This window comes from Pseudomonas sp. Irchel s3a10, assembly GCF_900187525.1.
GTDB classification, from domain to species: Bacteria; Pseudomonadota; Gammaproteobacteria; order Pseudomonadales; family Pseudomonadaceae; genus Aquipseudomonas; species Aquipseudomonas koreensis_G.
The window spans coordinates 1-15727 of the sequence record NZ_FYDR01000002.1; the positions used below are offsets into that span (position 1 = coordinate 1).

13 protein-coding genes and 2 rRNA genes are annotated in these 15727 nt (G+C 60.2%); 8 read left to right on the top strand and 7 right to left on the bottom strand.

Features of this window, described 5'->3' with window-relative positions; all coding sequences use genetic code 11:
• The 5 genes from CKW11_RS05540 to CKW11_RS05560 all read left to right on the top strand — a co-directional run.
• Positions 1 to 299 (top strand): 23S ribosomal RNA (locus tag CKW11_RS05540); the annotation flags it as partial.
• A 153-nt stretch (positions 300 to 452) separates the two neighbouring features.
• Positions 453 to 568, top strand: a 5S ribosomal RNA gene (gene rrf / locus CKW11_RS05545).
• Positions 569 to 717: 149 nt separating this feature from the next.
• Positions 718 to 1377, top strand: a complete 660-nt coding sequence (locus CKW11_RS05550) for a paraquat-inducible protein A (protein WP_095136780.1) — start codon at positions 718 to 720, stop codon at positions 1375 to 1377.
• On the top strand, positions 1364 to 1987 hold the full coding sequence (locus tag CKW11_RS05555; protein ID WP_047599125.1) for a paraquat-inducible protein A: 624 nt from the start codon (positions 1364 to 1366) through the stop codon (positions 1985 to 1987). Before CKW11_RS05550 ends, CKW11_RS05555 begins: the two co-directional genes overlap by 14 nt.
• The gene (locus CKW11_RS05560; protein ID WP_095136781.1) at positions 1980 to 4283 is read left to right on the top strand and encodes a PqiB family protein; all 2304 of its coding nucleotides are present in this window, start codon (positions 1980 to 1982) and stop codon (positions 4281 to 4283) included. The genes CKW11_RS05555 and CKW11_RS05560 overlap by 8 nt, the downstream gene beginning before the upstream one ends.
• A 183-nt stretch (positions 4284 to 4466) precedes the next feature.
• On the opposite strand, the gene mksF is transcribed toward CKW11_RS05560, so the two are convergent.
• Genes mksF through mksB form a run of 3 tightly spaced genes read right to left on the bottom strand, consistent with a single transcriptional unit; the run spans position 4467 to position 9275 of the window.
• The gene (gene mksF, locus CKW11_RS05565; RefSeq protein ID WP_095136782.1) at positions 4467 to 7307 is read right to left on the bottom strand and encodes an Mks condensin complex protein MksF; all 2841 of its coding nucleotides are present in this window, start codon (positions 7305 to 7307) and stop codon (positions 4467 to 4469) included.
• Positions 7304 to 8005 carry an Mks condensin complex protein MksE gene (gene mksE / locus CKW11_RS05570; protein WP_095136783.1) on the bottom strand — a complete coding sequence of 234 codons (702 nt, stop codon included), beginning with the start codon at positions 8003 to 8005 and terminating at the stop codon, positions 7304 to 7306. The genes mksF and mksE overlap by 4 nt, the downstream gene beginning before the upstream one ends.
• Positions 7995 to 9275 (bottom strand): Mks condensin complex protein MksB, encoded by a 1281-nt coding sequence (mksB, locus tag CKW11_RS05575; RefSeq protein WP_177439982.1) that lies wholly within the window; start codon positions 9273 to 9275, stop codon positions 7995 to 7997. Before mksB ends, mksE begins: the two co-directional genes overlap by 11 nt.
• Before the next feature lie 233 nt (positions 9276 to 9508).
• On the opposite strand from mksB, the gene CKW11_RS05580 reads away from it, so the two are divergent.
• Together CKW11_RS05580 and rimI are read left to right on the top strand one after the other, a co-directional pair.
• Complete coding sequence (locus tag CKW11_RS05580; RefSeq protein ID WP_095136785.1) at positions 9509 to 10255, top strand: energy transducer TonB; 747 nt, start codon at positions 9509 to 9511, stop codon at positions 10253 to 10255.
• Positions 10248 to 10700: a ribosomal protein S18-alanine N-acetyltransferase gene (rimI, locus tag CKW11_RS05585; RefSeq protein WP_095136786.1), complete on the top strand. Its 453-nt coding sequence runs from the start codon at positions 10248 to 10250 to the stop codon at positions 10698 to 10700. The genes CKW11_RS05580 and rimI overlap by 8 nt, the downstream gene beginning before the upstream one ends.
• 112 nt (positions 10701 to 10812) lie before the next feature.
• On the opposite strand, the gene CKW11_RS05590 is transcribed toward rimI, so the two are convergent.
• The gene (locus CKW11_RS05590; RefSeq protein ID WP_095136787.1) at positions 10813 to 11217 is read right to left on the bottom strand and encodes a serine kinase/phosphatase; all 405 of its coding nucleotides are present in this window, start codon (positions 11215 to 11217) and stop codon (positions 10813 to 10815) included.
• A 140-nt stretch (positions 11218 to 11357) separates the two neighbouring features.
• Here CKW11_RS05590 and can point away from each other — a divergent pair, with 140 nt between their 5' ends.
• Positions 11358 to 12002, top strand: coding sequence for a carbonate dehydratase (gene can, locus CKW11_RS05595; RefSeq protein ID WP_095137378.1), 645 nt, complete (start codon positions 11358 to 11360; stop codon positions 12000 to 12002).
• A 6-nt stretch (positions 12003 to 12008) separates the two neighbouring features.
• Here can and CKW11_RS05600 read toward each other — a convergent pair whose 3' ends face one another.
• The 3 genes from CKW11_RS05600 to acpA form a co-directional block, all read right to left on the bottom strand.
• Positions 12009 to 12524 (bottom strand): SET domain-containing protein-lysine N-methyltransferase, encoded by a 516-nt coding sequence (locus CKW11_RS05600; RefSeq protein ID WP_095136788.1) that lies wholly within the window; start codon positions 12522 to 12524, stop codon positions 12009 to 12011.
• Between the two features lie 178 nt (positions 12525 to 12702).
• A complete protein-coding gene (locus CKW11_RS05605; protein ID WP_095136789.1) occupies positions 12703 to 13884 on the bottom strand; it encodes a hypothetical protein in 1182 nt (393 codons plus the stop codon).
• A gap of 120 nt (positions 13885 to 14004) precedes the next feature.
• Positions 14005 to 15699 carry an acid phosphatase gene (gene acpA, locus CKW11_RS05610; RefSeq protein WP_095136790.1) on the bottom strand — a complete coding sequence of 565 codons (1695 nt, stop codon included), beginning with the start codon at positions 15697 to 15699 and terminating at the stop codon, positions 14005 to 14007.
• Between the last annotated feature and the right edge of the window lie 28 nt (positions 15700 to 15727).

Sequence of the window (15727 nt, forward strand, 5' to 3'; positions counted from 1 at the left end):
CGGTCCCTATCTGCCGTGGACGTTTGAGATTTGAGAGGGGCTGCTCCTAGTACGAGAGGACCGGAGTGGACGAACCTCTGGTGTTCCGGTTGTCACGCCAGTGGCATTGCCGGGTAGCTATGTTCGGGAAAGATAACCGCTGAAAGCATCTAAGCGGGAAACTTGCCTCAAGATGAGATCTCACTGGAACCTTGAGTTCCCTGAAGGGCCGTCGAAGACTACGACGTTGATAGGTTGGGTGTGTAAGCGCTGTGAGGCGTTGAGCTAACCAATACTAATTGCCCGTGAGGCTTGACCATATAACACCCAAGCAATCTGAATGCTCGAAAGAGACCAGATTGCGGTGTGTGAAGACGCAATGAACCGAAAGTTCGCGATGCTCACAAACACCTGTATCACATACCCGATTTGCTGAAGCGAGGCCAACGTGCCACGAGTCAGTACCCGAATTTCTTGACGACCATAGAGCGTTGGAACCACCTGATCCCATCCCGAACTCAGAAGTGAAACGATGCATCGCCGATGGTAGTGTGGGGTTTCCCCATGTGAGAGTAGGTCATCGTCAAGATTAAATTCCGAAACCCCAATTGCGAAAGCAGTTGGGGTTTTGTTTTGCCTGCAGGAAAGTATTTTTACTTAGGCAACGAACAATTTTGCACAGTTATTTTCGAATCAGAACACTAGAATAGCCCCATCTTTTTCGGAGCCAGAGCCTTTATGTCAAATCCGGTTGACGCCCAGGGGCTGTCAGATTTACCGCTGGAAGACTTGGTGGCCTGTCATGAGTGCGACCTGCTGATGCGCAAGCCCAAGCTTGCCCATGGCGAGAAAGCACTCTGCCCGCGCTGCGGTTACGAGTTGTACGCGCATCGCCATAATGTGGTGCAGCGCAGCCTTGCCTTGGTGATCGCAGCATTATTGCTGTATATCCCGGCAAACTTTTTACCCATCATGCAACTCAATATCCTCGGACAATCTTCGCAGGATACGGTCTGGAGCGGCGTGCTCGGCTTGTTCAATACGGACATGCAGGGCGTTTCGATCGTTGTATTTCTGTGCAGTATGGCTATTCCGTTGCTGAAGTTGCTGTGCCAGTTATTCGTTTTGCTGACGATTCGATTCAACGTCGGACGCAGTTACGGCTTATTGCTCTACCGCATTTATCACCACCTCAAAGACTGGGGCATGCTTGAGGTCTACCTCATGGGGGTCCTTGTGGCGATCGTCAAACTGGCGGACATGGCGGCCATCACCGTCGGCCTCGGTCTGGCATGTTTCATTGGTTTGTTGTTGGTTCAGGTCTGGCTGGAAGTGGTGATGTCACCGCATCAGATCTGGCAGGCGTTATCAGGAGAGGATGCCCATGCGGGCGATTGATGCGGGCATTCTGATCTGTACCGAATGCCATGAGTTGAACAGGCAGGATACGGACACCGATGTGCAAACCTGCACCCGCTGCGGTGCGCTGGTTCACGCTCGTCGCCCGAACAGTCTGGCCCGAACCTGGGCGCTGCTGATCACGGCCGCGATCATCTACATACCGGCCAATGTGTTGCCGATCATGACGGTCAGCTCGCTGGGGCAGGGCGATCCCAGCACCATCATGTCCGGCGTGATCCAGTTGGTGCAGCACGGCATGATCCCGATTGCCGCCGTGGTGTTCATCGCCAGTATTCTGGTGCCGACCTTCAAACTGGTCGGCATCGCACTGCTGCTGTTTTCGGTGCAGCGGCGTCAGCCGTTGTCCGCGCGGCAGCGGATCTGGATGTACCGCTTCATCGAGTTCATCGGTCGTTGGTCGATGCTCGACATATTTGTGATCGCCATTCTGGTGGCGGTCGTCAACTTCGGCCGGCTTGCCAGTGTCGAAGCCAACCTTGGCGCCATCGCCTTCGCCAGTGTGGTGATTCTGACGATGCTTGCCGCAGTAACTTTCGATCCCCGACTGATTTGGGATAACACGGAGTCGGACGACGACCATGACTGATTTGCCTGTAGCGAAAACCCGACCGGCCTCCAACTGGTCTGCCATTTGGGTACTGCCTCTGATTGCCCTGATCATTGGCGGCTGGCTCGGCTGGCGTGCCTATAACGAAACCGGCATCGAGATTCAGGTGCGTTTCGAAAGCGGTGAAGGCATCCAGGCCAACAAGACCGAAGTGGTCTACAAGGGCATGCCGGTGGGTAAGGTGAAGACGCTCAAACTTGATGACGAGGGCAACTCCAAAGGGGTGATTGCCACTGTCGAGATGAACAAGGACGTCGAGCAATACCTCAAGACCAGCACGCGTTTCTGGCTGGTGAAACCGAGCGTGACATTGGCCGGTATCACCGGTTTGGAAACCCTGGTTTCAGGTAACTACGTGGCCATCAGTCCCGGTGAAGGTGAACCGACCCGCAAGTTCAAGGCGCTGGCCGAGGAGCCGCCGCTGTCGGACTCCAAGCCTGGCCTGCACCTGACCATCAAGGCCGATCGCCTCGGCTCGCTTAACCGCGGCAGTCCGGTGTTCTACAAGCAGATCAAAGTCGGTCAGATCAAAAGCTACGTGCTGTCTGAAGACCAGAGCACCGTGGAGCTCAAAGTGTTCATCGAGCCGACCTACGCCAAACTGGTGCGCAAACACACACGTTTCTGGAATGCCAGCGGCATCAGCATCGACGCCAACCTGTCCGGGGTGAAAGTACGCAGCGAGTCTCTGGCAAGCATCGTCGCCGGCGGTATTGCCTTCGCTACTCCGGAGAATCGCAAGGACAGTCCGCCTACCGATCCAAGCCTGCCGTTCCGTCTCTATGAAGACTTCGACGCTGCCGCTGCCGGCATTCGGGTCAAAGTCAAACTCAGTGACTTCGAAGGCCTGCAGGCCGGTCGTACGCCGGTGATGTACAAGGGTATTCAAGTCGGCAACATGAAAGCGTTGAAAATCGATCCGGATCTGAACAGCGCCACGGCCGAGCTGACGCTGGATCCTCTGGCGGAAGACTATCTGGTGGAGGGCACGCAGTTCTGGGTGGTCAAGCCGTCGATTTCCCTGGCCGGTATCACCGGGCTCGAAGCGTTGGTGAAAGGTAACTACATCGCTGTGCGTCCGGGCGACAAAGGTGCCGCACCGAAACGCGAATTCGAGGCGCGGCCAAAAGCGCCGCCGTTGGACCTGCGCGCACCGGGTCTGCACCTGGTGCTGTTCACCGACGTTCTTGGTTCGATCGACGTCGGCAGCCCGATTTTGTACAAGCAGGTCAAGGTCGGTTCGGTACAGAGCTATCAGTTCTCCAAGACCAAAAAACAAATCGTCATCGGCGTGCATATCGAGAAGGAGTACGAGAACCTGGTCAACGCTTCTACGCGCTTCTGGAATGTCAGTGGTATCACCCTCACCGGTGGTCTGACCGGCGGGATTCAGGTCAAGAGCGAGTCGTTGCAAACGTTGATGGCTGGCGGTATCGCTTTCGAAACGCCGCAAGCCAAGGCGCCGCTGCAAAAGCGTATTCCACGCTTCCGTCTGTTCGCCAACCATGATGAAGCCAACCAGAAAGGCACTGTGGTGACGATCAAGGTTGATCGCGCCGATGGTCTGCGCCCGGGTACACCAATTCGATTCAAAGGGCTGGATGTCGGCAAGATTGAAGACGTCGATCTCACCGATGATCTGCAATCGGTAATGATCACCGCACGAATCACTGAAGTGCCGGAGAAGATCGCCCGGGTCGGCAGTCAGTTCTGGGTGGTCAAGCCGGAGTTGGGGCTGATCAAGACCCAGAATCTGGAAACCCTGGTCACCGGGCAATATGTGGAAGTGCAGCCGGCGGCGAAAAACCTCGGCCCGCAGAAGAACTTCGTTGCGCTGGCCAATCCGCCGGAAGCGAGCAAACAAGAGGCCGGTTTGAGTCTGGTGCTGAGCGCCGCGCGCCGTGGCTCGCTGAAACCGGGCGTACCCGTGACCTATCGCGAAATTACCGTGGGCAAGGTCACCGGTTATGAACTGGGCCAGACGGCCGACCGGGTGCTGGTGCACATTTTGATCGAGCCGAAATACGCGCCGTTGGTGCGCAGTGGCAGCCGATTCTGGAACACCAGCGGCGTCGGTTTCGACATCGGCTTGTTCAACGGCCTGACGGTACGCACGGAGTCGCTGGAGACGGCGATTCAGGGTGGTATCGCCTTCGCCACGCCAGACGGTGAACGCATGGGCAACCCGGCACGGCCTGAGCAAACGTTCCCGCTGTTCGACAAGTTCGAGGATGAGTGGCTGACCTGGGCGCCGAAGATTTCGCTCGGTAAGTAATTCTGTGGTGTCTGAAGTGGCGCCATCGCGAGCAGGCTCACTCCTACAGGGGAACGCGTTCCAAATTGTAGGAGTGAGCCTGCTCGCGATAGGGCACTAAAAGTCAGCACAAATCCCCAGCCATAAAAAAGGGCCGCGATCCCAACAGATCGCGGCCCTTTTTTTGCCTTCAGCTAAAGCCGGTCAAACCTCATCCAGCTCCGGCTCATCGGCTTGCACATTGATGGTGGCCTTCACCACATCATGCCGGCGGATGTACTTCCAGTCCGCCTCATCGATGTAGATCCCCGCCGGGCCGCTGCCGCCTTCCAGGTCGATGGCGACACTGGCGCAGACCTGCGGCTTCACACTCGCCAGAATCGGCACGAAGCCCAGTTGCAGGCTGGTTTCCAGCAGCGCTGCCTGGTTCTTCTCGTCGATGTCCGCTGCCTCGTCGAGGTAATACGGCAGGCGCACACGACCGGCCAGGTCGCGATCCATCAAGTGCAGCAACAAGTACATGTTGGTCAGCGCCTTGATGGTCATGGTGGTGCCGTTGGAGGCCGCGCCGTCGATGTCGGTGTGGATCACCGGCTGACCGTTGACCTTGGTGATCTCGAACGCCAGTTCGAACAAGTCTTTGAGGCCGAGCTGGTTGTGGTTCGCCGCCACCAGCCGTGCGAGGTATTCCTTGGCCTCTTCGTTCTTGTTGTCCTGCTCCGCGCTTTGGCTCAGATCGAACACCGACAGGGTTTCGCCTTCTTCGTACTGGCCGGCGCTGTGGATGATCTGGTCGATGTGCTTGAGCGCTTCCTTGTTCGGCGCCAGGACGATGCGGAAGCTCTGCAGGTTGGACACCTGACGTTTGTTGATCTCGCGGTTGAACAGCGCCAGTTGGTGCTCGAGGCTGTCGTAGTCGCTGCGGATGTTGCGCAGGGTCCGGGCGATGTCGGTGACCGCCGCACGCCGCGCCTTGCCCAACGTCAGGGCTTCGTCGGTACGGTGTGCGTAAGCGTTGATCAGTAGCGATAGACGACGCTCCATGTCGTCTTCGCTGTCGAACTTGGCCACGCCTTTGAGGCGCACCTGCGCGTACAACGCTTCGATCTGACCGTCGGCGCGCAGCAGGCCTTGCCAGCTGTCCTGATAGTCGTTGAGCAGCGGCAGCAGGTTGTCCATCGAATCGTCGACCGGATCCATGAACGGCGTACCGAACGGCAGATCTGCCGGCAGCAGCTGACGGCGGCGCAGGGCGTCGTCGAGGGTGCGCTGCTTGGCTTCCATGTCGGCTATCTGCCGGCCGACCAGTTGCAGCTTGGCCGACAGTTGCTGGACGCGCTCGGTGAACGCATCGCTGGAGCGCTTGAGTTCGTCCTGCGCGGCTTCCATCTGCGCCAGTTGCTCAAGCTTGTCGCCTTCTTCGGCGCTCAGGGTCTGGGTGCGACGGAAATCTTCCAGGGCTTTCTGCGCATCCAGCACTTGCTGGTACAGCGCTTCGGTCTGGGTCTTGCTCGCGGCGCGGTCGGCGGCCACGGCTTGCTGGGTCTTGAGCTGCTTGAGCTCTTTTTCCAGACGCTCTTTCTGGTCACGCAGCGCAGCGCGGTCGGCCAGCGCTTGCAGCGCCGGCGGCTCGATGTGCGAGATGTCGATCGACAGGCCCGGCACTTCGAAGCGCTCGCCCTTGAAGCCATCGAGGATCAGCTCGACCGATTTGACCCACTCGCCATCCTCGTCGAGGGTGATGCCGTGTTCGCCCAGCGGCAGGCTGAACAGCGCGCTATTGAACAGGCGCATCAGGCGCTCGACGTCCTGCTGCGAGAACTCCTCACGCAGGCGCGCGTAGCTGTTGTTGTCGGCGTGATCGAGTTGCTGCTTCACCGACTTCAGACGTTTTTCCAGATCGCGCAGACGCTCTTCCAGATCTTCGGCGCTGAACTGCCGGGACTGTGCCAGCGCACCGGCCAATTCGTCGTGCGCGTCCTTGGCCGCGAGCAGCTGCTGCTCCAGCACTTTGACGTCATCGACCAGCGCGAAGCGGTTCTTCAGTACCGACAACTCGCCAAGCCAGCGCTGAATGCCGGAGATCTCCCGCTCCAGCCGCATCAGCTCCTGCGTGCCACCGCGCTGATCGTTTTGCAGATCATCCTGCTCGCGACGGTAGTGCTCGGCCTGAATCGTCAGCTCTTCCTTGCGTGCCGTGGCGTAGTCCGACCAGGTGCCGAGCAACGAGTCGAGCAGCGGCGACAGGCGATGCAGCTTGCCGCGCAGCACGTCGCGCTGTTTCACGCCGTTGGCCAAGGCTTCGACCAGCGGTCCGGCAGCGACCAGCGAGTTGTAGTCCTGCTCCATCCGGCGCACATCGCGGAAGGCTTCTTCGCACGCGGCGATGTAGTCGACGCTGCCGGAGCGCAGGCTGTGTTCGAAGGCATCGAGGAACAACTGCTTGAGCTTGGCCGCGGTGATTTCGCGCATGTGCAGCAGGTTGATGAACAGTGCGCGGAAGGTTTTCAGGCTCTGCTCGCTGGTGGAGCGCAGCGGGATCAGGGTCAGGTCCAGCGGGATAGAGGTGTGCCCGCCAACCAGCAGACGACGCAATTCATCAGGCTTGAGTTCGTAGGCTTTCAGGCCTTCTTTCTCAAGGTTGCTGAACAGCTCTTTCTGCCGCAGGCAGGTGTCGTTCTTCTGGTAATGCGCCAGGTCGAGCTTGCCGGCGTAAGCGAAGAACTGGTGACCGAAACCACCACCCGGGCCGCGACCGACCACGCCGATCACGTGCGGGCCGTGCGGCAGATTGACTTCGACAAGGATGTAACTGGTGTCGGAGGCGAAGTAGAAACGTCGCGATTGTTCCAGGCTGTACTTGCCGAAACTCATGTCCGACATGCGCGCCAGAATCGGGAACTGCAGAGCGTTGATCGAGGCGGATTTACCGAGGTTGTTCGCGCCGTAGACCGACAGCGGTTCTTCCAGCGGGAACAGACCGAGGCTGTAACCGGCGGTGTTCAAAAGGGCAAAGCGGCGGATGCCGTAGCGTTCCTGGCTCATGCGTCGGACTCCTGTTCTTCGGCAATGGCTCTAGCCAGTGCGTCTTCTTCGCTTTCTTCGTCAAATTCGGAAAGATCGAGCGGATCGTCGGTTTCGAGGAATTTGGCTTCGGCGGCTTCGTCGATCAGCACCGGTGCCGGCAGCGGCAGCACGCTGTGTACGCTGGCTGCCAGATCGCGGTCCTGCTGCACCGACAGGCAAACGTCGAGGAAACGGTGCATCGGTGGCAGGAAGCGGTACACGCCGTTTTCTTCACCGGCGAAACCGAGCTGAGTCATGCGGCGCATGATTTTTTCTTCGAGTTCTTCGACGGTCTGCACTTCGGCCTGGATGAACAGGTCGCGGTATTTATCCAGCAACGACGGCAGTTCTTCACGGCCGAGGCTGCCACCGTCGAGCACGGCGATCGGATCGCGGCCCTGATCGGCCAGATGCTCGACGAGAATGAAGGTGAACAGCGCCAGACGCTGAGCGGTCTTGTTCACCGCCGCAGCGGCCATGTCCGGCACGAAGTAGTAGAAACCACGGGTGTCGCAGACCAGCTCGAAGCCCAGCGCCTTGAACAGCGTGCGGTATTGATCCTGGAAGTTTGACAGTTGCGCGTACAGTTCCGGGTCGCGGCGGCTGACATGATAGCCCTTGAACAGCTCGCGGAAGATCGGCGCCAGTTGGGACAGTTCGGATAGATCAAGATGCATTGGGGATGCTCGCAGAATCCTCGGCGGCGGAGTCGCGGGCCGAGAGCAGGGCGAAGGAGCGCAGGCTGACCTGGTGCTCGTGAGTGTGGTATTCGCGGCGTTCCAGACGCTCGCGCTTGAAGCGTTTTTCCCGCGACAGGCGCGAGAACCAGTAAAGCAATTCGTCAGTGGCGCCGTCCGGTTCCTGCTCCAGCAGCCAGGTCATCAGATCCGGCATTGGCAGGGACTCTTCGCAACGCTCGACCATCTCGCGCACGGTGCGCGGTGCACGCGGGGCATCGCCGGATTTCTGGGTCTTGTGCGCCTTGGGGAAACGCGCCGGTTTCGGCTCGAAACGCGCCAGGGCATAGACGTAGGCTTCGACCTGACTGGCGCTGCCGAGGAAGGTGCTTTGCGGCCGGGTGAACAGCGGCATCGCCGCTTGCGGCACGGCATCGATACCTTTGCGGCGAATCGCCGCCAGCGCCAGCGCAGCACCACGGGTCACGGCGTTGTGGCGACGCGCTTCTTCACGCAGCGGCAGCAGCAGTTCGCGGGCGTGACGCAGGGTCAACTGGGCGCTGGTCTGCATTTCGAGGATGCGCGCGTGGGTGCGCAGCAGCATGTCGTCATCGACCAGATGGCCGAGGCGTTGCTGTTCGCTGAGCATCTTCAGCAGCACGGTTTCGACCTTGCGCACGCCTTGTTCGAAGGCGCCGTCGGCGTTCACCAGATCGATCATCGGCTCAACGTATTCGTCCCAGGTCGCCAGTACTTCGGCGTAACGCTGACGCAGCGGAATCTGCCGGTCGCTGGTCTTGGCCCGTTCGGCCACGGCTACCAGTGCCTGTTCGTCGTTGTCGAGTTTTTTCAGCACATCGCGCACGCGCATGTCGAGCAAACGCAGTTGACGGGCGAGGTCGTTGCCGTCGCGCACATCGAACGCGTCCTGAATGTAGCCGGCCAGACGTTCGAGGTGACGCAAGTAGGCTTCGATCTCCAGGCACAGGCCCAGACGGTGCTCACGGCGCAGGTAGGCGAGGAAGTCGTGGATCTGCGCGTTGAGCTCGAAACGGTTCGGGCTTTTCGCCACGGGAACCAGAATGTCCAGGCGAATCCACACGTCGAGCAGGCTGGTGATGTCCTGAGGCGTGCTGTCCAGTTGTCGGGCGGCCAGTTGCGTGCGCAGTTCGTTGAGGCTCAGGGTGCCCTGGTCGAAGTGCTCGCACAGTGGCTCCAGAAGTGCCCAGTGTTCAGCGAGGGCGCGCAAGACGCGCTTGGGTTCGATCATCGGAATGGCCGGCTGGTTGGCGATTAAAAGCGGCGATTGTACTGCATCAGGAGGGATGCGATTCACTCTCGGGACGGGCTGTCGCATTTTCTAAAGGAGCGAGCCCAGGTAAAGGCTATCGATCAACAGCAAGCGATCTTGAACGAAGGGCTGTAGAATCAGCCCACTTCAGTTATCCACAAGTGGCCGACCCTTTGCTTATCGAGTCCCGCCGCCGCGCCTATTTGAACGCCATGCAGGTGGTCAACTGGCTGCCGCGCACCGAATTGCCTTTCGCCGCCCCGTCGCGGCCCGAACTGCTGGAGATGCCCGAGCCTGAACCAGAGGTCGTGGTGATGCCGGTTGTGCAGGCCGAAGCTCCGGTGCAGCCTGCCGCCCGTCCGGTCGAACGGCCGAAGATCGAAGTACCGCGCCCGTCGCTCGCCAGTACCCGCAATGGCGCCAAACCGGTAGAAGAGGTCGAAGAGGCGCCGGTTGTCGCCAAGCCCGCGCCCGTGCCGCCACCGCGTTTTGCCCTGCAATTGCTGCGCGCCGGGGCTTGTCTGCTGCTGGTCGAGTTACCCACAGGCGAAGCGTTCCAGAGCCGCGATCCGGCCTATCTGCTGCTTAAAGACATGTTGCGCGCCGCCGGTTTGCCGGATGCGCCACAAATCGTCGGCGAGCCGGTGCGCTGGCCGTGGCTGAATCGCGGCACTATGGATCAGGGCCCGGAAGCCGCGCGCGACTTTGTTCAGGGCTTCCTCTCGGTACAAATGGAAGCGGCACCCTGCGCCTGCCTGTGGCTGATCGGCCTGCCAGCGGTGCGCTTTGCCGGTGAAGCGGACGCCGAAGCGTTCAACAGTGAATTGCAGATTGAAGGCCTGGGCCTGGCCTGGGCCATTCCGGGTCTGGAATTGTTAATGGAAGAGCCACAGCGCAAGGCCGCTGTGTGGCAAGCCATGCGTCGGCTGATGGCGCGCTGGAAACCATCGAATGAGTGAAGCTGTATCGTTCCGCCCGATGACCGAGGCGGACCTGGACGCGGTATTGAAGATCGAATACGCGGCGTACAGCCATCCCTGGACGCGCGGGATTTTTCTCGACGGGCTGGGCAAATACCAGATCTGGCTGATGTTCGAAGGCCAGCAGCAGGTCGGCCACGGGGTCGTGCAGATCATTCTCGACGAGGCGCATCTGCTGAATATCACGGTCAAATCGGAGAATCAGGGGCGTGGGCTGGGGCTGACGCTGCTAGAGCATCTGATGTCGCGGGCATACGCGGCCTCTGCCCGGGAATGCTTCCTGGAAGTGCGGGACAGCAATAAGGCTGCGTTCAGGTTGTACGAGCGTTATGGCTTCAACGAGATTGGCCGGCGGCGGGATTATTATCCGGCGGTGGGTGGACGCGAGGATGCTGTGGTCATGGCCTGCACGTTGGTTGACTGATCTTGTTTAAAAGCTTCGCGAGCAAGCCCGCTACCACGTTGGTTTTGAGTCGTGCCTCAAATCCCTGTGGGAGCGGGCTTGCTCGCGAAGGCGTCCTTACAGGCAATACAGATCAGCGATTGCCATCCAGCGGATCACGCCGCGCCAGCTCCGCCTCATCCAGCCCATTACCCCCGCCGATGTCATCTTCGTCGACAATGCTCAGGTCCCAATCGGCCTGATTGCCTTCGCCTGCTTCTGCAGCATCCCGCGCGCCATCTTCATGAATCAGCGTTTCCGGGCTCAAGTCATCGTCGGTCGGTTCGTGGTCTGCAGTCGATGCGCCGGTAAGCCCGGCCTCACGCACTCGTTCAGCGGGCATCAGTTGCTCGCGTTCACGTTCCGGAATCTCGTCGCCGATTTTCGCGCTGGGTTCGTCTTCGTCGAAATCCAGCTCGTGCACCGAGCCCATGCGGTCTTCGTTGTCATCAATGGGTTCCGGTTGCACCGCATCGTACGGACGTCGTGAATCAGTCATGGCAAATCCTCATACTGTGGGCCTTACTGAGTGGACTCACCGGGCACCCGAGAATTCCAAAGAAAAACACCTGCGGTTCTTGCGTGACCCCGATGGGCGGTCGTCTGTCATACCAGCGCATCTTTCTTGAGGCCTTAACCATGCACGACTTACAAGACCTGATTGATAACAACGAGCGTTGGGCTGACGCGATCACCAAGGAAGACCCGGATTTCTTCGCCAAACTCGCGCGCCAGCAGACCCCGGAATATCTGTGGATCGGCTGCTCCGACGCACGTGTACCGGCCAACGAGATCGTCGGCATGCTGCCGGGCGATCTGTTCGTACACCGCAACGTCGCCAACGTGGTGCTGCACACCGACCTCAATTGCCTGTCGGTGATCCAGTACGCGGTTGATGTGCTCAAGGTCAAACACATCCTCGTGACCGGCCACTATGGCTGCGGCGGTGTGCGCGCTGCGATGCAGGATCGCCAGTTCGGCCTGATCGATGGCTGGCTGCGCTCGATCCGTGACCTGTACTACGAAAAACGTGACGAACTGGCCAAGCTGCCGACCGAGGAAGAACAGGTCGACCGGCTGTGCGAGCTCAACGTCGTCCAGCAAGTGGCCAACGTCGCCCACACCAGCATCATCCAGAACGCCTGGCATCGCGGCCAGAGCCTGTCGATTCACGGCTGCATCTACGGCATCAAGGACGGCCGCTGGAAAAGCCTGAACACCACCATCAGCGGTTTCGAGCAACTGCCGCCGCAATACCGTCTGCGTCCGGTCGGGGCGGTGTAATCCCGATCAGTGTGGATGCCGCCAGCGTTGCAAAAACTGCTGGCCCTCAATCGTGGGTGGTTCATCGTATCCGGTGATCCAGCCACGACAGCGTGGCGAACCGCAGTTGCAGGCGAACTGCTGCAACAAGCGGTCTTCGGTGGCGGCGAAGTCGATGGTCAGGCGTTCACCCGGTTGAATGTCGCGTAGTGCCCACAGCCACAGCTCACTCATGTCCAGAAATACATTCGGATCGCAGGCGTGTTCGAGTAACCCGCAAAAGCGCGGGTCGTAGAGATGGATGCCGGCCAGTAACTGGCGCGTCTGTCGACAACGATAGGGCAGCAGTTGCCCGGACACCCGACACATCCGGGTTATGCGCAAGAACGCCCGGCGCGCCACCACTGCCGCGTGACCATGGTGGTCCTGCACGATTTCGAAATCCTCGGTGGATGGGAAACCCAGACGCACCGGCAATCCGGCAAACGGGTAGATGCCGGGCGCGTCGCGTGGGATGTTGTGTTGATGGGCGTGATTATTCATAACGGTCCCTGTCGGCAAAATGCTGCGACTTCCCTGGTCTGACGTCCTGTCAGCGCTGCAACATGTTTGGATCCAATCCTCCCGCGTATACCGCTTACCGTCTACTGTCAGATCTGACAGGGGTAATTGGCTGCTCCCCGCGTCAGCATTGACTGAAACGGGAAGCTTTTTCAGCGGATCAGAGGTGTGGTGCAGGAACGGCGGTGTCCGGCAATTCGCCCTGAAGCTGTTGCAACTGGGCTTTGACCGGGGTGGTCGAGCACTTGGCGGAAGCCTGGGCCGGGGTCAGGTTGCGGATTGAGGTGTAGAACAATTCGCAGGTCTTGACCTTTTGCGTCACTTGCCAGGTTTGCGTGCAGCTATCAAGCAGGGTTTTCGCGTCGGTGCCGGGTTTGCTGCCCATCCCGGCCTGCCAGCAGGCGGCACTCAAGTCCTGGCCCATGACTTTCAGTCCGGCGGCATCGGCTTTTGCTTCATCGCCGTTGTAGCTATCCGGGTCGGCGGCGTACCAGATGTAGCTCGGATGGTTCGATCCCAACACCGGTAGGTTCACTCCAGCACTCGGGCTGATGGTCGCCAGACCCAAAACGCCCACCGTCGGCCCGTATTGCTGCTTGATCCAGTTACGCACCGGCGCACCGAACGCGACCATCGGCAGGGTGGTGCCGGCGCTGGTCTGGCTGAACTGCTTGACCAGCGTGGTCTGGTAATCCTTGAAGTAGTCGTAGACACCCTCCAGATCACTGCCGGCGTTGGACGGCGCGGCGATTGGCGCGATGTCGATGATGGTCTGATAGGCCGGCGTCTGGTCGGCCGGGATGCCGTTGGCGGTCAACAGCGTGGCCCAGCGGTCGGTGGTGTTCGAGCGCAGGTAATCCTGTGCCTGAGTCAGTGAATAGTCCGGCGGGAAGTGCAGCAGTTCGACGCTCTTGCGGTTTTCCAGGGCCATGCCCAATGGCAGGAACAGATACCAGCTGTACGCCCATTTGCCATCGGCATTGAGCTTGCTGGCGCCGGTATAGGCCAGATCACCGGCGTCCAGCAGCGCCGACAGCGGCTTGTCGTAGCCTTCGGGAACGCCGCTGATCTCGGCGTAAATCTGCCCGTTATCGTTCTTCACCAACACCTTGGCATTGCTGTAGCCATCGCGCTGCACGCTCTGGCTCAGGTAATGCGCGACGGTCTGCTCCAGCGACCAGTTGCGATAGCAGATCACGCTGCAGTTGTTGGGGTAGGCGAAGAGGCGGGTGACGCGCTCGGCGCTGCCCAGCTTCAGATCCACATCGGCGTGGGCAGCCGCGCTCAGGGTGAGCGCGGCGAGGGTAAGTGCTGCGGGGGTAAATCCTGCGAGTTTGAACATGCTCAGATCCTTTTCAGCGTGGGTTCCCCGGGGTTTTGGGGCGCTTCATATTGGATCAGCCGTGTTGCACAGAGAAGCGGTCATTCACGGATTTTTGCGTCAGCCCGCAGGACGGGGTTTTCAGGCCTGAAAATGCAGGGCGTTGGTCAGATCGCCCATCGGTTTCTGGCCACGGGCGATCATTGCCTCATCGCGCTGCCTGAGGCCGTCGAGGGTTTCCAGTTGGAACACCCGGGTGATCAGGCGCAGGATCGACGCCGTGTCGTAGACCGTGTGATCCACCGTGCCCTTGCGTGCGAATGGCGACACCACCAGCGCCGGCACCCGCGACCCCGGCCCCCAGCGATCACCCTTGGGCGGCGCCACGTGATCCCACCAGCCGCCGTTTTCATCGACCGTCACGACCACCACCATGTTTTTCCACTGCGGACTTTCGCGCAGCACCTTCAGGGCGCGGACGATGTGCCGGTCGCCGGAAGCCACGTCGGCATACCCGGCGTGCATGTTCAGGTTGCCTTGCGGTTTATAGAAACTCACCGCCGGCAGCTTGCCGGCCTCGGCATCGGCGAAGAACTTGTTGCTGCTCGACTCGTCACCCAAACCGGCATCGCGCAGGCGTTTGCTGCGCTCTTGCGGGTTCTCCGGGCCTTGCTGCTTGAAGTAGTTGAACGGCTGGTGGTGATACTGGAAGTTGGGGATCTTCGGAATGCCGTCCGAGTCCTTGTACTGCTCCAGCGTCGCTTGCCAGGCGCCGGCGTACCAGGCCCAGTCGACGTTCTTTTTCGACAGCTTGTCGCCGATGTGCTCATGGGTCTGCGGCACCATCACGTTGGGCAGATCCGGTTTGGAGTACGCCGGACGCTCCGGGTCGCGAATCCATGTCGGCCAGTACGGCGGGGCGAGGGTGTTCACACCGTAGCCGTCCGGGGTCAGCGCACTCGGGCCGAACTGCGGCGGGCCGGTCATGGCGCTGGTCGGTGACTGCTCCAGCGGCTTGAGGCGCGGATCGGTCGGATCATTGCTTTGCAGCGCGGCAATCTGCGACTTGGCCACCGAATTGGCCGCATCCGGATAGAACGGCGCGGTGGCGCTGATCAGGTATTGGTGATTAAGGAACGAGCCACCGAAAGCGCCCTGGAAGAAGTTGTCGCACAGTACGAATTCCCGGGCCACGTCCCACAGACGCAGGGAATAACGGCTCTGGGCGTAATGGCCCATGGTCAGCCCACCAGAATCCGCCCAGGCGACGAAGCCATCGTTTTTGCCGCCATTGATCTGCATCTGGTTCTGATAGAACACGTGCCACAAGTCGCGGGTGACCAGTCCGAACGGCAGGTCTTCGCCGTTCGGGCCTTTGAGGGCGAACAGTGCGTTGGGCAGGTTTTCCTGAAACTGCGTGGCGCTGGGATAGGTCACGCCATCGAGGGTTTGCGGGCCGATCTGCAACACGCCGCCCCAGACGGGCGGCAGCGCCTGCAACAGGCTGCCGTCGCGATCACGTTGCTGGTAATCGGCAGGCTTGAGCGCTGACAGTGGTTTCTCGACACCGGGGAAATCACCGAACAGATTGTTGAAGCTGCGGTTCTCGGCGTAGATCACCACCACGGTTTTCACCTGCTCGCGCAGGGCCTTGTCCAGCTCGGCTGGCGTCAGCGGGCGCTCGACCGGTTTGCCCGGCGGGTTGCTGGCGTTACCGCAGCCGGCGAGCGTGGCCCCCACGCCGAGGACGGCAACACCGCCGAGGAAGCGGCGGCGGCTGGTGTCGGTGGGGTTGTCGGATTCAGGTGCGTCAGTGCCGTCTGTTTCGTCTTTCATCTGTCAGCCCGCTCAGCTTAATTGTTTC